The organism is Rhizobium leguminosarum bv. trifolii WSM2297 (assembly GCF_000271845.1).
Genome location: NZ_JH719393.1, coordinates 565,553 through 579,443, shown reverse-complemented (window position 1 = coordinate 579,443; position 13,891 = coordinate 565,553). Strand labels below are relative to the sequence as shown.

Genomic DNA, 13,891 nt, shown 5'->3' with positions numbered 1-13,891 from the left:
GAAGAGACTCGCGCCTTTTTCATCAGCGAAAGCTAAGTCCATGAAACTCGATCGGATCGACATCAAGATCCTGCACGTCTTGCAGCAGAATGGCCGAATGACAAATGTGGAGCTGGCGGAGGTGGTCAACCTATCGCCGAGCCCCTGCCTCATGCGCCTCAAGAAGCTGCAGTCGGAGGGCTACATCGAGGGCTATACGGCGCAGATCAATGTCGCCAAGTTGGGGCAGGCACTAACCGTCTTCACCGAGGTGACACTGAAGAACCACCGGCAGACCGATTTTGCACGCTTCCTCGCTGCCATAGAAAAAATCGAGCAACTCATCGAGTGCCATGTGATCTCGGGCGGCTACGACTATCTCTTGAAATTCGTAACCACCGGGATCGGCGAATATCAGGAGATCCTGGAGCGGCTGATCGAGTTGGACGTCGGTATCGACAAGTATTTCAGCTTCGTCGTGCTGAAATCGCCGATCCGCAAGATGCATATGCCGCTAACGAAGCTATTTCAGCCATAGGCTCTGATTCAATCCTCGCCCCTTCTCCGACGGGCGATCCGATCTCTAGAGAGAAGGCGCACCGCCATGAAATTCTTGTCCTACTGGCACGACGCTGCCCCGTCTTTTGCCGGGGCCGCGGAGGGGCTAGTCGATGGCCACCACGACATCGCAGTCGTCGGTGGCGGGTTCACCGGTCTCGCTGCCGCCCGCCAGCTCGCAAAGGCGGGCGCCAAAGTCGTCGTGCTGGAGGCGGAGACGGTGGGCTCGGGCGCCTCCGGCCGCAATGGTGGTCACTTGAACAATGGGCTTGCGCATAGCTATCTGGCGGCAAAGGCTGAGCTCGGCAAGGAGCGGGCGATCTCGCTTTACCAGGCGCTCGATGACTCGATCGACACGATCGAGCGTTTGATCGGAGAGGAGGGGATCGAGTGCAGCTTCCGTCGCTCCGGTAAGCTGAAGCTCGCCTCGAAACCACAGCACTTCCAGGCGATCGCCCGCAACTTCGAAGCCGTGCACGCCGAGGTCGATCCCGACACGGCATTGCTGAGCGCAGACGAACTGAAGCAGGAAATCGGCTCGCCGTTTTTCGGCGCGATGCTCTCGAAGAAGAGCGCGATGATGGATATGGGCCGCTATGTCGTCGGCCTCGCCGAGGCAGCCAGGCGTCACGGCGCGACAATCTTCGAGAATGCGGCCGTCACCGAACATCGCCTGGTGGGCTCCCGCCATCATCTGAAGACGGGCCGCGGCAGCGTCACCGCCGATGCGGTGCTTGTTGCCACAGGCGCCTATACGCCTGCGACCTTCGGTTATTTCCGGCGCCGGATCATTGCGGTAGGCAGCTTCATCATTGCCACGCGGCCGCTGACAGAAGCGGAGATCGCGGCGACGATGCCCGGCAACCGCACCTGCGTCACGTCTAAGAATATCGGCAACTATTTCCGGCTCTCGCCCGACAACAGGCTGATCTTCGGCGGCCGTGCCCGCTTCTCGGCAACCTCCGACCATCGCTCGGACGCTAAAGTCGGAGCGATCCTGAAGGCAAGCCTCGCAGAGATCTTCCCGCAGCTCGCCAATGTCGAGATCGATTATTGCTGGGGGGGCCTCGTCGACATAACCAAGGACCGGTTCCCGCGCGCAGGCTGTCATGACGGCGTCTGGTACGCGATGGGCTATTCTGGCCATGGCGCCCAGCTTTCGACCCATCTGGGAATGGTGATCGCCGACACGATCCTCGGCCGGCCGGACCGAAACCCGATGAAGGGGCTCGAATGGCCGGCCGTCCCGGGGCACTTCGGAACGCCTTGGTTCCTGCCGCTGGTCGGCATGTATTACAAGATGCTGGACAGCGTCGGTTAGGAACTTCTTGTCGGAAATACCGGGCCTTCCAGCACGATCAGAGCGCGCCTACCTCGACTCTGGAGCCGTCAAAGAAGCGCGACAGGCGGAAGGGCGTGGGATCAACGCAAGGCTTATCGTTAGCAACCAGGTCAGCGGCTAGGCGACCGATGCCAGGGCCGATGCCGAAGCCATGGCCGGAGCCGCCAGCGGCCAAATAGAGGCCTTTCACATGATCGCACGCCGAAATGACCGGTACCGCGTCCGGTGTGCAATCTACATAAGCGCCCCAACTATCGGCGATCTCGATGCCCTTAAGCGCCGGGAACTGCTCGGTGACGCCCTTTAGAATAGCCGCGATCGTCCGGCGGCTCGGTCTTGGGTCGAGAACACGGATCCGCTCGAAAGGCGAAAGCGCATCCTTGTTCCACCTGGCCAGCGCTTCCGGTCCATGGAACATGGATCTGCCCATGCCGATCTGGACCGCTTTCAGTCGCTTCAGAAACATCGGCATGAACCAGCGCGCGTAGCGGACGCCTTGTGGCGTTATATCCAGCGTCGCTCTGCCGCTGACGGCAAGCGTGTAACTGCCATCCAACCTTCGGGTCAGCGAGCACTCCGGCGTATAGATCGCTTCGCCGAGATTGGTCGTGGGTCGCGTACGAATTGCGGTCTGGCGCACGCTTGCCTGCGGGAATTGAACGCCGTACTGGCGGCAGAACAAGGATGTCCACGCACCGCCGGCGTTCAGAACGGCCTGCGACCTGATAATCCCTTTTTCCGTGATCACCCCGGCAACCGCACCGTTGACGATATCAAGGCCTCGTGCGGCACATTCCTGGTGGATCGTTGCTCCGAATTTGCGGGCGCCGTTCGCGATTGTTGGCGCGGCAATGGCCGGCTCGCCTTTGCCATCATCGATCGAATGGACCCCGCCCAGCCACCGGCGGCCGTGCGCCGGGATTTTGTCATGCGCTTCCCGGGCGCTTAACATCTTCGTATTGACGTTGAATTGCCGGGCAACATCAAGCCATTGCTCCCATTCCGCCAGCTGCTGGGGATTATCTGTCGCATAGAACAGACCGCATCGGCGGAAGCCGACGTCGTCGTCGATTTTGGCGGCGATCTGGTCCCACAGCTGCATGGAGATTCCCGAGAGCGGCAGCTCGCGCGCATCCCGGTTCTGTCGGCGGCACCAACCCCAGTTTCGGCTGGACTGCTCACCGCCGACATAGCCCTTTTCCACCAAAGCAACGGAGAGCCCCCGCTCTGCGAGTGAAAACGCCGCCGACGCGCCGACAATGCCGCCGCCGATGACGACGACGTCCGCCTTAGCGGGAAGCTCTTGATCGCTCTGTATGGGCTTGAGGAGTGGTGACATCGAGCCTGACCTGAATTGATTAGTCGGAATTGTTTTCCGCCCGTTGGGCCGAAGGATTTTTTTCGAGTACGGCGATCGCGTCGACTTCAACGAGATAACCGTAGTGGAGTTCGGGCACCGGAACGACGGTTCGCGCCGGACGCGCATCCCCTAGCCGTCCTGCATAGACTTGGTTGAAGCGGGGCCAATTGCTCACGCCGACGATATAGGCCGTTACCCTGACGAGATCGGCTGGGGTTCCGCCTGCGGCTTTCAGAACCGCCAGCATGTTGTCGATGGCCTGGCCCGCCTGCGACTCGAAACTGTCGTCAGCAAGCGGCTCACCAGCCGGCCGGATAGGGAGCTGCCCGGAAATATAGAGATGCTGACCCGCCAGCTTTGCCTGCACATAGTGACCTGCAGGGCTGGGCGCGCGACTGGTATTTACGGTTATGAAGTTGGACATCACCAGCCTCCGAAGCGTTGCCAGCGAGCCTCGACGGCATGCGAGCGACCGCGGACCACATGATAGGCTTCGTGCTGAGCAGCGGTCGCACATGCATGGTTTGGCAGGATCCGCACCCGGTCTCCGACCGCCAGATCAGGCAGGCGCGCGTCCGACCCGGGCCTCACGGCGATAATTCCATGCTCCTGGTTCGCATCGGCAACGATGATGTCACGATAGGCATTGCCGTCGATGTCACAGACGAGCCCATAGCCCTGATCGACGGTTTGCTTGCTGGTGCCACGGTCCCGCGACAGCGACATCCACCCGCCATCGGTTATGATCCAGCCCTTCTCGCGCTGGTGTCCGATAACTGTCGCGAGCACGCTGAGGGCGATGTCGTCGACCTGGCAAATTCCGATCCCTGCCATCACCAGATCGAAGAACACGAACACGCCGGCGCGGACTTCGGTCACCCCCGTTAGATCCTTCGCATGATGGGCCGTTGGCGTCGAACCGACGCTGACGACTGGGCACGCCAGGCTCGCACTGCGAAGAAGCTGCGCAGCTTCCACAACGGCCAATCGCTCCGCTTCCGCATAGCGCTGCTGCGCCTCGACGCCCCCACCCTTGTAGCTGTCGCCGGCATGGGTCAAAACACCACGCAGCTCGGCACCGGCCGCCAAGATCTGGCCGATCTCCAGCAACTCCGTGTGATTAGCAGGCACAACACCCGAACGGTGGCCATCGCAATCGATCTCGATCAAGGCTGGGATCCGCATTGCGGCGTTTCGGGATGCCTCGGCAACCGCCTGCGCCTGCTCGACGGTATCCAGTACCACCACGAGATCGATGCCCATGGCGCGCAGTTCGACGACACGTGCGAGCTTTGCCGGGGCGATGCCGACCGCATAGATCATGTCGCGAACACCATTGGCCGCAAACTGCTCGGCTTCCTTCAGCGTAGAGACCGTCGCCGGCCCCTCGGGGGCACTCATGACCCGCCGCGCCGCGTCAATCGACTTCGCGGTCTTCAGATGCGGTCGTAGCGACACGCCCAGGCCATCCAGCCGTTTCCTGAGCCGCGTGATATTCCGGTCCATCCGGTCGGCGTCCAAAACGAGACAGGGCGTTTCCAGCGTCGCAAGAGTGGTCGTTGCTGCCAAGCGAGTGGAGGGGTTGAACGTCGTTAGATCCATCTGTCTGGTCTCCAATTCGAAATTCACCTTGTCTCTAAATCGTAAAGTTAGCAATTAATGTCCGGTGAAGGTTAGATTCAGTTTGAGCTTAATGCTGACAGCGCAATATCACCCACATCAGCCTGAATCCGCTCGAGCACGTCGATCTCCTTCTCGATCTCCAATCGCAAATCGGAACTGCCGGAAAACGCGCCGTTGAAAGCTGCTGTTCCGATGGTAAACCCTGCCGCGCCGGATCGCACGACGGCCGCCATCCTTTGAACGCTGTCGATCGATCCGGCAACCACCACAGGCTTGTCAACGGACCCGCACACGCGCGTCATCAACTCTTCAACATCGCCATCGAAGCGATAAGCAAGCAGATCAAGACCGCTCACGCCGTCGATCGCCGTCAATTGACGGGCACTCTCCACGATCGTCTCGATCGTTCCTTCGAGCTTGCTTGGATGACCGACGATCTTGCCGGGGAAGGGGTAGTAGCCGATGTTCCTGTTTTCTATAAGCGGCAAAACGACGTGCGGTCGGGTTCCACCCATCAAGATGTCAACGCCAAGGTCGACCGCGGCCTGCGCGGATCGTCGCTCGCTCTCCTCATCGAGGCTGACTACTTCGAGGTAAAGCGTGGCACCCGCCGTCTTGATTGCTGAAGCAAGGCTCAATAGTTTATCGAAGGGCAGGCCAATATCCTTGAACCCCACATGACAGATGCCGGCGGCAAGCACGTCCTTGAGGCGCTCAGCCGCATCGGCCACGGTGCGGTCCTGGTTAGTCAGCATGAATATGAAGTCCGGAGAAGTCTGGGGCATCGAAAGCGCTCCTAGATTGCGTTGAGACGCAGTGCCTGATCGAATGCGTAGCGAAGAGAGGAATGGTCGGCCGTACCGTGGCCCGCGATGTCGAATGCGGTTCCGTGATCGACGCTGGTACGGATGAAGGGCAAGCCGATGGTGACGTTGACGCCGTTGTCGATGCCGAGATACTTGACCGGAATGAGGCCCTGGTCGTGATACTGCGCGACGACAATATCGAACTCACCCTTGCGGGCCCGCATGAAAATCGTATCTCCGGGCCAGGGGCCCGAAGCGTTTATTCCATGCTCCTGAGCTCGGCCGATCGCCGGCGCGATAATGTCGAGATCTTCGCGTCCGAACATGCCGTTTTCACCGGCATGGGGATTGAGGCCGGCGACGGCAATGCGGGGCGAAGCAATGCCATAAGCTTTGCCCGCCCGGTGCGCCAATTCGATCGTTCTGAGCACGGAATCCTGCGTCACGAGGTCGATCGCGTCGCGCAACGAGACGTGGATCGTGACCAGGATCACACGCAGCTCGTCGTTTGCCAGCATCATCGCGAACTTGTCGGTTCCCGACCGTTCTGCAAGAATTTCAGTGTGGCCGGGATAATTGAGCCCGCCCTTTTTCATCGCTTCCTTGTTGATCGGGGCGGTAACGATTGCTCCGATGTTGCCTGCCAGCGCTTCGTCGATCGCTCTCACGACATAATTGTAGCTGGCGCGCCCGGCGCGAGCGTCCACCCGACCGATCGGCAAATCGTCCGGCAGATCCGAGACGTTGAGAACGGCTATGAGTTTCGCGTCTGGGACCGCGTCATCGACCGACGCGATGGGCTGCACCTGGAGAGGAAGACCGAGGGCACGGACGGTGCGTTCCATCACCTTGGCGTCACCGATCACCACCGCTTGCTCCGGCAGTCCGTCCGCGAAAACGCGTGCGATGATTTCCGGACCGATCCCACAGGGATCGCCCATCGTTATTCCAACAGGCTTCTTCATTTCTTATCTCCTAGCCAGAGGCCCCGAAGCAGATCGGCTGATCTCAGAAGGATATTGGACGAGCCAAAGCCGCCCGCCTTTGTGATGATGTGAAGGGGGTACGATCCCGTCGTGCGGCCGACCGGAATCCCGGGCTCGATCTCGCCGAGAAGATCCACAGAACCGATCCCAAGTTCGGTCAAGACGGATTCGGCGGTGTCCCCACCAGTCAGGAAAAGTCCGGTTACCGGGCAACGCTCCATAACCGCGCGGACAGCCTGGCCAAGTGCGATTGCGATGCACCGAGGATCGGCAGACGTGCCTCCGTCAGACGTGGTCAGAATAACATCTCCGCTGGATCCGGATTGGTTATATTGCGCAACGGCGCTTTCTGCCGCGAGAACGGGAGAGCGAGACGCCTCCTCGGCGTCGACGATGATCTGCCGGACGTTGCCGGGGCTCATCAGCCTCAGGCATTGCTCACGGCTCAGAGGGTTGACGCTACCGATGACAAAGAGATTGAGAGACCCCGCGGCAGTCGGTGATGCGGTCACATCGGCGTGGCCGACATGATCCGCCAGCGCGATCGCTAGACCCGGAGATCCGCACCAAAGGATGGATTTCGGATCCGCCGCCGATTTCACCAGTCGGGCCAGGTCGTCCTGCATTGTTGCATCGGCGATCAACACTTTCCTGTCATCGGCGCCAACTTCGCCAGACTTCAATGCTCGAACTTCGGCAAGCCCAAGATGACGGATTTCCGCCTCCGAGATATCCCGAAACAGAGCGCGAAGACGCGAGTCCGTTATGGGGTGGAGCGGGTCCTTTGCAAACTCGGTTTCCTCCAACGGCACACCACGAAGAAGCTGGCGCCCTCCTTCAGTGGTTCGTCCACCTGCGGGGAAAGCAGGAGCGAGGATGGCAATATCCCGACCGGAAGCCCCGAGTGCGGCAATTACTTCGGCCGCAACGTGGCCGCGAATGGTGGAATCCACCGTATTGTAAAGAATATCTGCGGAGGCCAGGCTTTTTGCCGCCTGCGTCGCCCGATCGACAGCGTCCTCAACGGATGCGGCGCGACTTGCCTTGTTGACAGAGATGATCGCGACGTTTTCAGGCGTCGATCGCCGGTAGTCGGTAAAGACAAGGCATCTGTGCCCCATGCTCACGAATGGCCCGGCGCCATCCGTGGCACTCGTCAAATCATCGGCTAGGATTCCTACCTTCAAAATCGCCGTCCTGTCGGTTTGAAATGTTACGACGAGGATATTAGCGCTATTGCTTTTGCCGAAAAAACGATCAATTCTGACAGAAACCTGTCACTTTACCTCACAGATATGGCCGCACGATTTCCTTCTTTATCCGCACTGAGAGCATTTGAATCGGCAGCACGCCATTTGAATTTCGGACGTGCGGGCGATGAATTGTATGTCACGCACAGTGCCGTCAGCAAACAAATCCGCTTGCTTGAGGAAGATCTGGGCGTGACCCTCTTTGAACGAAGAAACCGGGCCGTTTTCCTGACCGACGCGGGGCGGCGCCTGCTTGTTACGATGAGCGAGGTGTTCCGCCAGATCAGCGATTGTTGCGACCAAATAAAAGGGGGTGGCTCGGCGCCTCTGGTGCTTTCATGTGAACCGACATTCACGCAGCGCTGGCTGATCCCGCGTCTTCCGCAATTTAACGCGCTTCATCCGGACATTGAGGTTCATGTGTTGGCCGCTGGTGGCCCTGTGAGCTTCGAGAGGAGCCATATTGATCTGGCGCTCAGGAGAAGCGACTTTAGCTGGTCGCCGGAATTGTTTATGGAAACGGTGGTAGAAGAACGTGTCGGCCCCGTATGCGCGCCACGCCTGTTGGCTTCAGGCAGCGATATTCTCTCCTTGCCTCGCATCCATTCGGCCACACGTCGAGATGCGTGGACGCGGTTCGTCTCGGACAACGAGATCGCAGATCCAAATCCGCCCGGCAGCCAGGTATTCGAACATTTCTATCTGAGCATCGAGGCTGCAATCGCTGGGTTAGGTGCTGCGATCGGTCCAGAGCCATTGGTAGCCGATGCTGTGGGAAGCGGGCAACTTGTGGCGCCGCGGGGATTCTCCGGCAATGGCTACAGCTACATCCTGTTGAGCCGTCTTCCCTTCGAAGGCGATGCCAGAAAACGAAATTTCCTCTCCTGGCTTCGACGGCAGTTTGGTCCCTGAAGCGCCTAGCCTTGGTCAGCACCTTGGGGCTGGTGCTCCGCTAGTGAGACAATGGGCTAGTGGAGGACATGACGGACATCGCAGCCGAAACCGCGGCATTAGGTAGCAAAAACCACGAGACCTGAAACGGCACCCCGACTACCCGGTTCCGGTGAAAACGCAGCCTCGAATGAGTGTAGCGTACGAGTTGAAGCAGAAGCGAGCGGCCTTGATTGACAGGCTGCAGCAGCTTGAAAGGGAGCGGGTCGACATTCAGGAATTGGTGAGAGCGCTGGAGCGCGTGATCCTGAGCTATGAGCCAGACTTCCAGGCATCGTCACAGCCTGGGTCAGGTCGGGGTGATCGGCCTCGTAAGGCAAAGCCGTCGTCGTCCCAGGTAAAGGCGGCCATGAATGGCATAAACAAGCGCCAAGCCGTCTTGGAGGTCCTGCGCGAAGCAGGAGAACCGATCTCGGTGGCCGCGCTCCAGCTCTCGCGCGAGATCGGCGTCCAACAGCCAACACCGAAGCGTGGGGGCGGAGGGCAATGGCGGCAATAGCGATGGCGTTGAAGGTCATGTTCAGGCTCCAAGTCGACGGCAGGCACAGCGGATCGGCGGACAAAAACGACCGCGGAAAGATCAGAGCTGTATTCGTATCATCCTGAACCTGACCCAGGTCTTACACGGTCTTTCCGCAAGAGGCGATCAGAGGAGGTCTAAATGGTTAATTGCCGAAGGTCGACAGCCGGGTCTCAAAGGGAATAGGCTTGCCCTGCTGCCTGAGGAAAAATCGACAATCTGGAGAAGGTTTGGAGAGCCCGTAGCGCCCAGAACTTGACAAAGGGATCGCCACTAAGGTAATCACAGTTAAGGTAATCACGATTAAGGTAATTATATTTACAAGAAGGCAGCATATGCAGTTTCTCGGGCGCGAACGTGAACTCAAGCTGGTGCGGACCGAATTGGATTCCCAACGACCTTCCCTCATCATCGTATTTGGCCGACGGCGGATCGGCAAATCGCGGTTCCTTCGGGAGGCTGCCAAGAATCGCCCGGAAATCTACTTTCAGGCGACCCGCGTCTCATCACTTTTGAACCTGGAGCAGTTCAAATCGGATGTCGGAAAGGCAATCGGATCAAAGCCACAGCTCGAAGCGCTGTCAAGCTGGGAGGGGGTACTGCACTATGTTGCCGAGCGTGCCGGCGAGCATCCTGGATTGATCGTCACGATCGACGAATTTCCCTATCTGCTTGATAACGAGCCAGCACTGCCATCGATCGTGCAGAAATTCTGGGATTCCGGCGCGCTTGCAGATGGGGCGATGAAACTGATCCTTTGCGGCTCTGCCATTTCTCAAATGGAAGACCTGTTGGCGGAGCGGAACCCGCTTTACGGGCGAAAAACCCTGTCGCTCAACATGAAGGCCTTGCCCCTTGTCGATGTCGCCAAGTTTTTCCCGGAGTACACGGCCGACGACATTATCAGAACCTATGCTATTTTCGGCGGCATTCCCTACTATCTTCAGCTTTGCGACGCTCAGGAACCGCTCCGCAACAACGTCATCAAACTCTTGCTCGAAGAGACAGGCACGCTGATCGATGAACCGAACACGCTGCTGCAGACCGAACTCAGAGAGCCGTCCTTTTACTCAAGCGTGGTTGCGGCTGTATCTGACGGTTGCAACACTAAGTCAGAGATCGCAAACCGACTGGGTGTCAAAGCAGACGGTATTGGACCGTACCTGGCAAAACTGCTCGCGCTTGATTTGATCGATAATTCGAAATCGCTGGATGCCGACGAAAAGGGCCGAAACCGCCGCTATCGCGTTGCAGACAGCCTGATGTCGTTCTGGCATCGTTTCGTGCGACCAAACCTGAGCGCGATCAGCAGCGGGTTTGGCGAGGAGGTTTACGACCGCGTCGTGGAGCCTCGGTTCTCCGAATATATGGGGATTGCGTTCGAACCGATCGCCCTTCAATTTGCAAGGCTTCATCTGCAGGAGGTCCTTGCGGTTCCGACGCAGGAGGTTGGCCAGATTTGGGGTCACGCCGATTTCGACATAGATGTCGCGGGGCGATTGTTGGATGGTGCATTTTTCTATGGCGAATGCAAATGGCGATCGCGCGTGATCGACCTTGGCCACGTCCGATTGTTGCGTGAGCGATCCGAGAAAACGACTTACGGGGAAGGAGCGACGGGCAAGCACTACCTGTTTTTCAGTAGAAGTGGTTTTTCAAGCGATGTCGAGAGTTTGACGAAAGAAGACGAGCGGCTGCATCTGATAACCCCAGAAACACTGGTAAAACCGCGTCGGTAGAGGCGACAAAGTGGGCGCATTGCCACTCCTAACGCGCCGCCTGACGCATGTGGCACTTGCTCCATAACGCCGGTAATTTCTGTAGTAATTCAGATGCCTAAGCTGCTTTTGGTGGTCTTTGCTACCTAATGCCGCGAAACCGTCGCAGTGGACAATGCGACAAACGATTCGATACCAATTGGTCGGGCGAAATTCAGATGCTGGGGCCTAGTATGTTGGCTCTGGCTTCAATGATGTGGTCGTACATATTTCGCTCAGCCTCTCTGCTATCACGATCTTTGATTGCGTCGAGAATTGCCTGATGGCTCACGATATACGCCGTCATGCGCTCAGAGGTTAGCGACTGTTCTTTCATCTTCCCCCAAAGGTTTCCCGCCCGTACTGCATGAATACCTTCATAGAGAGAGGCAAGAAGACCGTTACGCGCTGCCTGGACGACGATGCGATGAAAGACGGCGTCCCATTTCTCGAACTCGCCCATAGATTCCGACGCGCTGCCTCGAGCGATTGATTTCTGCATTTCTTCGACTTCCTGCCTGGTCGCGCGCAACGCCGCCAACGCAGCGATCTTGGGTTCTATGATCAGCCGAGCCTCAAAGACTTCCGCCGGATAGGTGCGCAATGTATCTCCTTCGTAGGTTGCCGGCCGGCGAAGGGCACTCGAGCTCACGCCGCTACCGGCGATAAAAGTGCCTCTGCCGACGTGCCTGATAAGGCGGCCTTCCTTCTCCAACGAACTGAGCATCCTTCTGAGAGCGGTACGCGGCAGCCCGAGTTTCAGCGCCAGGTCACGCTCGGGGGGCAGGCGATCGCCTGGTTCCAGACCTTCCGCCTCAATGAAGTCTTTCAACACCACGCTCATATGACCTCCAATAAATATTTTGCGAAACCAATTTGATCTATATTGACACCAATGGCAAGACCAATCTTATATTAATCGCAGAACCAACGCCGATTGGTTGCGAATGGTGCTTAGAGCTTGTGACAGGCTGTGCACTGCTCGAAGAGACTATGCGGCAGCGTGCATAGATCGGCGACAAAATTTCAAACGAGAAGCTGCGTAGACAAGGGAGATGGAGCGATGGCCGTTACGACTGAGGCTGTTACAGCAGGCGACGCACCGCTTTCGGTGCGTGCCCTGACAGTCGACCTGCCGAAAGGCATGGAGCGGGCTCATGCCGTCGAAAACGTCTCTTTCGACCTCAAGCGTGGTCAGATTCTTTGCATTATCGGCGAGTCCGGCTCGGGCAAGTCGGTTACGGCAAACACCATCATGGGTCTCTTGCCCAAGATTATTCCGGTCTCGTCGGGTGCGATCAATCTCGATGGAACGAGCATCGTCGGCGCGCCGGCAAAAAAGCTGCGCCAGCTGCGCGGCCGCGTCGTGTCCATGATCTTTCAGGATCCGCTTTCGGCGCTCAACCCGCTGATGACGGTCGGCGAACAGGTTACTGAAGTCATGGTGGCCCATGGAGTGGGCACCAAGGCCTTGCGGCGTGACCGCGCCCTTGAATTGCTAACCGAAGTGGGCCTTCCCGATCCGGAACTGATGTACCATCAATATCCGTTCCGGCTTTCCGGTGGTCAGCGCCAGCGCGTCATGATCGCGATGGCGCTGGCCCTTGAGCCGACCGTTCTGATCGCGGACGAACCAACGACAGCCCTCGACGTAACCACGCAGGCCCAGATCCTGAAGCTTATCCGTGACATTCAGCAGCGCAAGGACATGAGCGTCATGTTCATCACCCACGACTTCGGTGTCGTGGCGGAAATTGCCGACAGCGTCGTGGTTATGGAGAAAGGGCGGATTGTCGAGCAGGGCACCGCCGATCAGGTTCTCAACTCCCCCAGCCACCCCTACACCAAGCGCCTGATCGCGGCCGTTCCCCGCCTCACGGGAGAAGACAGAAAGCTCAAGGCGCAGACGAACGACGAGACGATCCTCACTGTCAATGGATTGTGCAAGACCTACCGTAGCGGCAGCGCCCTGTTCGGCAGCCAGCGTGTCGTGCCTGCGGTGCAGGATGCCTCATTCACCCTGGCTGCGGGCCGCACTCTTGGCATTGTCGGCGAAAGTGGCTCCGGAAAATCGTCGTTGGGGCGGCTCCTGATCAAACTTCAGGACAGCGACAGCGGTCAGATCCTGTTTGAGGGCAGGGACATCGTCCAGCTCTCGGAATCCGAGTTCCGGCCGCTCCGCCCTCGAATTCAGATGATCTTTCAGGATCCCTTTGCCTCGCTCAATCCGCGCGCCACTATCGGTCAAATACTGACCGTCGGGCCCGTCGCACATGGTATGCCCTACACCCAGGCGCGCGAAGAGGCCCGGGCGTTGCTTTCCCATGTCGGTCTCGATGCCGGCGCCTTCGGCCGCTATCCGCACGAATTCTCGGGTGGTCAGCGACAGCGCATCGGCATCGCCCGGGCTCTGATGTTCAAGCCCAAGTTGCTGATTGCCGACGAAGCAGTCTCCGCGCTTGACGTGTCGATCCAGGCCCAGATCCTCAAGCTGCTTGATCAAATCCAGCGCGAGACGGGCGTATCAATGGTCTTCATCACCCATGACCTTCGTGTCGCCAGTCAGATCTGCGACGAAATTGCAGTGATGCAGAAGGGCCGGGTCGTCGAGCGCGGCCCGCCGTCTCAGATCTTCCTGAAACCGCAATCGGCCTACACGCGTGAACTTGTGGCTGCAATTCCGGGAGAACGACGGAGAGACAGATGAAAAGGTCAATGAGCTCCTGGCAGTAGCTTCCTAATGAGCAAAAGAGAGGGAA

Annotated in this window: 12 protein-coding genes; 5 read left to right on the top strand and 7 right to left on the bottom strand. The window is 58.6% G+C overall.

The window, feature by feature from the left end:
• The first annotated feature begins 40 nt into the window (after window positions 1–40).
• Complete coding sequence (locus RLEG4DRAFT_RS06510; RefSeq protein WP_003576243.1) at window positions 41–517, top strand: Lrp/AsnC family transcriptional regulator; 477 nt, start codon at window positions 41–43, stop codon at window positions 515–517.
• 66 nt (window positions 518–583) lie between these two features.
• Window positions 584–1,858, top strand: coding sequence for an NAD(P)/FAD-dependent oxidoreductase (locus RLEG4DRAFT_RS06505; RefSeq protein ID WP_003576241.1), 1,275 nt, complete (start codon window positions 584–586; stop codon window positions 1,856–1,858).
• Between the two features lie 37 nt (window positions 1,859–1,895).
• Here RLEG4DRAFT_RS06505 and RLEG4DRAFT_RS06500 read toward each other — a convergent pair whose 3' ends face one another.
• The 6 genes from RLEG4DRAFT_RS06500 to RLEG4DRAFT_RS06475 form a co-directional block, all read right to left on the bottom strand.
• Window positions 1,896–3,218 (bottom strand): NAD(P)/FAD-dependent oxidoreductase, encoded by a 1,323-nt coding sequence (locus RLEG4DRAFT_RS06500; RefSeq protein WP_003576239.1) that lies wholly within the window; start codon window positions 3,216–3,218, stop codon window positions 1,896–1,898.
• A gap of 19 nt (window positions 3,219–3,237) precedes the next feature.
• Window positions 3,238–3,663: a RidA family protein gene (locus RLEG4DRAFT_RS06495; RefSeq protein ID WP_003576238.1), complete on the bottom strand. Its 426-nt coding sequence runs from the start codon at window positions 3,661–3,663 to the stop codon at window positions 3,238–3,240.
• Complete coding sequence (locus tag RLEG4DRAFT_RS06490; RefSeq protein WP_003576236.1) at window positions 3,663–4,841, bottom strand: DSD1 family PLP-dependent enzyme; 1,179 nt, start codon at window positions 4,839–4,841, stop codon at window positions 3,663–3,665. Before RLEG4DRAFT_RS06490 ends, RLEG4DRAFT_RS06495 begins: the two co-directional genes overlap by 1 nt.
• A 77-nt stretch (window positions 4,842–4,918) precedes the next feature.
• Window positions 4,919–5,647 carry a hypothetical protein gene (locus tag RLEG4DRAFT_RS06485; RefSeq protein ID WP_003576234.1) on the bottom strand — a complete coding sequence of 243 codons (729 nt, stop codon included), beginning with the start codon at window positions 5,645–5,647 and terminating at the stop codon, window positions 4,919–4,921.
• Window positions 5,648–5,658: 11 nt separating this feature from the next.
• A complete protein-coding gene (pdxA, locus tag RLEG4DRAFT_RS06480) occupies window positions 5,659–6,633 on the bottom strand; it encodes a 4-hydroxythreonine-4-phosphate dehydrogenase PdxA (protein ID WP_003576232.1) in 975 nt (324 codons plus the stop codon).
• Entirely contained in the window at window positions 6,630–7,841 is a 1,212-nt protein-coding gene (locus tag RLEG4DRAFT_RS06475) for a four-carbon acid sugar kinase family protein (protein ID WP_003576230.1), read from the bottom strand. The genes pdxA and RLEG4DRAFT_RS06475 overlap by 4 nt, the downstream gene beginning before the upstream one ends.
• Window positions 7,842–7,859: 18 nt before the next feature.
• Here RLEG4DRAFT_RS06475 and RLEG4DRAFT_RS06470 point away from each other — a divergent pair, with 18 nt between their 5' ends.
• The gene (locus RLEG4DRAFT_RS06470) at window positions 7,860–8,816 is read left to right on the top strand and encodes a LysR substrate-binding domain-containing protein (protein WP_245277934.1); all 957 of its coding nucleotides are present in this window, start codon (window positions 7,860–7,862) and stop codon (window positions 8,814–8,816) included.
• 894 nt (window positions 8,817–9,710) lie between these two features.
• Window positions 9,711–11,114 carry an ATP-binding protein gene (locus RLEG4DRAFT_RS06460; RefSeq protein WP_003576226.1) on the top strand — a complete coding sequence of 468 codons (1,404 nt, stop codon included), beginning with the start codon at window positions 9,711–9,713 and terminating at the stop codon, window positions 11,112–11,114.
• A 193-nt stretch (window positions 11,115–11,307) separates the two neighbouring features.
• Here the strand turns inward: RLEG4DRAFT_RS06460 and RLEG4DRAFT_RS06455 are convergent, their stop codons facing one another.
• The gene (locus RLEG4DRAFT_RS06455; RefSeq protein WP_003576223.1) at window positions 11,308–11,976 is read right to left on the bottom strand and encodes a FadR/GntR family transcriptional regulator; all 669 of its coding nucleotides are present in this window, start codon (window positions 11,974–11,976) and stop codon (window positions 11,308–11,310) included.
• Window positions 11,977–12,195: 219 nt separating this feature from the next.
• Between RLEG4DRAFT_RS06455 and RLEG4DRAFT_RS06450 the strand changes: the two genes are divergently transcribed.
• Window positions 12,196–13,839: an ABC transporter ATP-binding protein gene (locus RLEG4DRAFT_RS06450; protein ID WP_003576221.1), complete on the top strand. Its 1,644-nt coding sequence runs from the start codon at window positions 12,196–12,198 to the stop codon at window positions 13,837–13,839.
• The last annotated feature ends 52 nt before the right edge of the window (window positions 13,840–13,891 follow it).

Excerpts from the sequence above, each read along its gene's own strand:
- RLEG4DRAFT_RS06510 (WP_003576243.1), top strand. The coding sequence starts at position 41 with ATGAAACTCGATCGGATCGACATCAAGATCCTGCACGTCTTGCAGCAG.
- RLEG4DRAFT_RS06505 (WP_003576241.1), top strand. The coding sequence starts at position 584 with ATGAAATTCTTGTCCTACTGGCACGACGCTGCCCCGTCTTTTGCCGGG.
- RLEG4DRAFT_RS06500 (WP_003576239.1), bottom strand. The coding sequence starts at position 3,218 with ATGTCACCACTCCTCAAGCCCATACAGAGCGATCAAGAGCTTCCCGCT.
- RLEG4DRAFT_RS06495 (WP_003576238.1), bottom strand. The coding sequence starts at position 3,663 with ATGTCCAACTTCATAACCGTAAATACCAGTCGCGCGCCCAGCCCTGCA.
- RLEG4DRAFT_RS06490 (WP_003576236.1), bottom strand. The coding sequence starts at position 4,841 with ATGGATCTAACGACGTTCAACCCCTCCACTCGCTTGGCAGCAACGACC.
- RLEG4DRAFT_RS06485 (WP_003576234.1), bottom strand. The coding sequence starts at position 5,647 with ATGCCCCAGACTTCTCCGGACTTCATATTCATGCTGACTAACCAGGAC.
- pdxA (WP_003576232.1), bottom strand. The coding sequence starts at position 6,633 with ATGAAGAAGCCTGTTGGAATAACGATGGGCGATCCCTGTGGGATCGGT.
- RLEG4DRAFT_RS06460 (WP_003576226.1), top strand. The coding sequence starts at position 9,711 with ATGCAGTTTCTCGGGCGCGAACGTGAACTCAAGCTGGTGCGGACCGAA.
- RLEG4DRAFT_RS06455 (WP_003576223.1), bottom strand. The coding sequence starts at position 11,976 with ATGAGCGTGGTGTTGAAAGACTTCATTGAGGCGGAAGGTCTGGAACCA.
- RLEG4DRAFT_RS06450 (WP_003576221.1), top strand. The coding sequence starts at position 12,196 with ATGGCCGTTACGACTGAGGCTGTTACAGCAGGCGACGCACCGCTTTCG.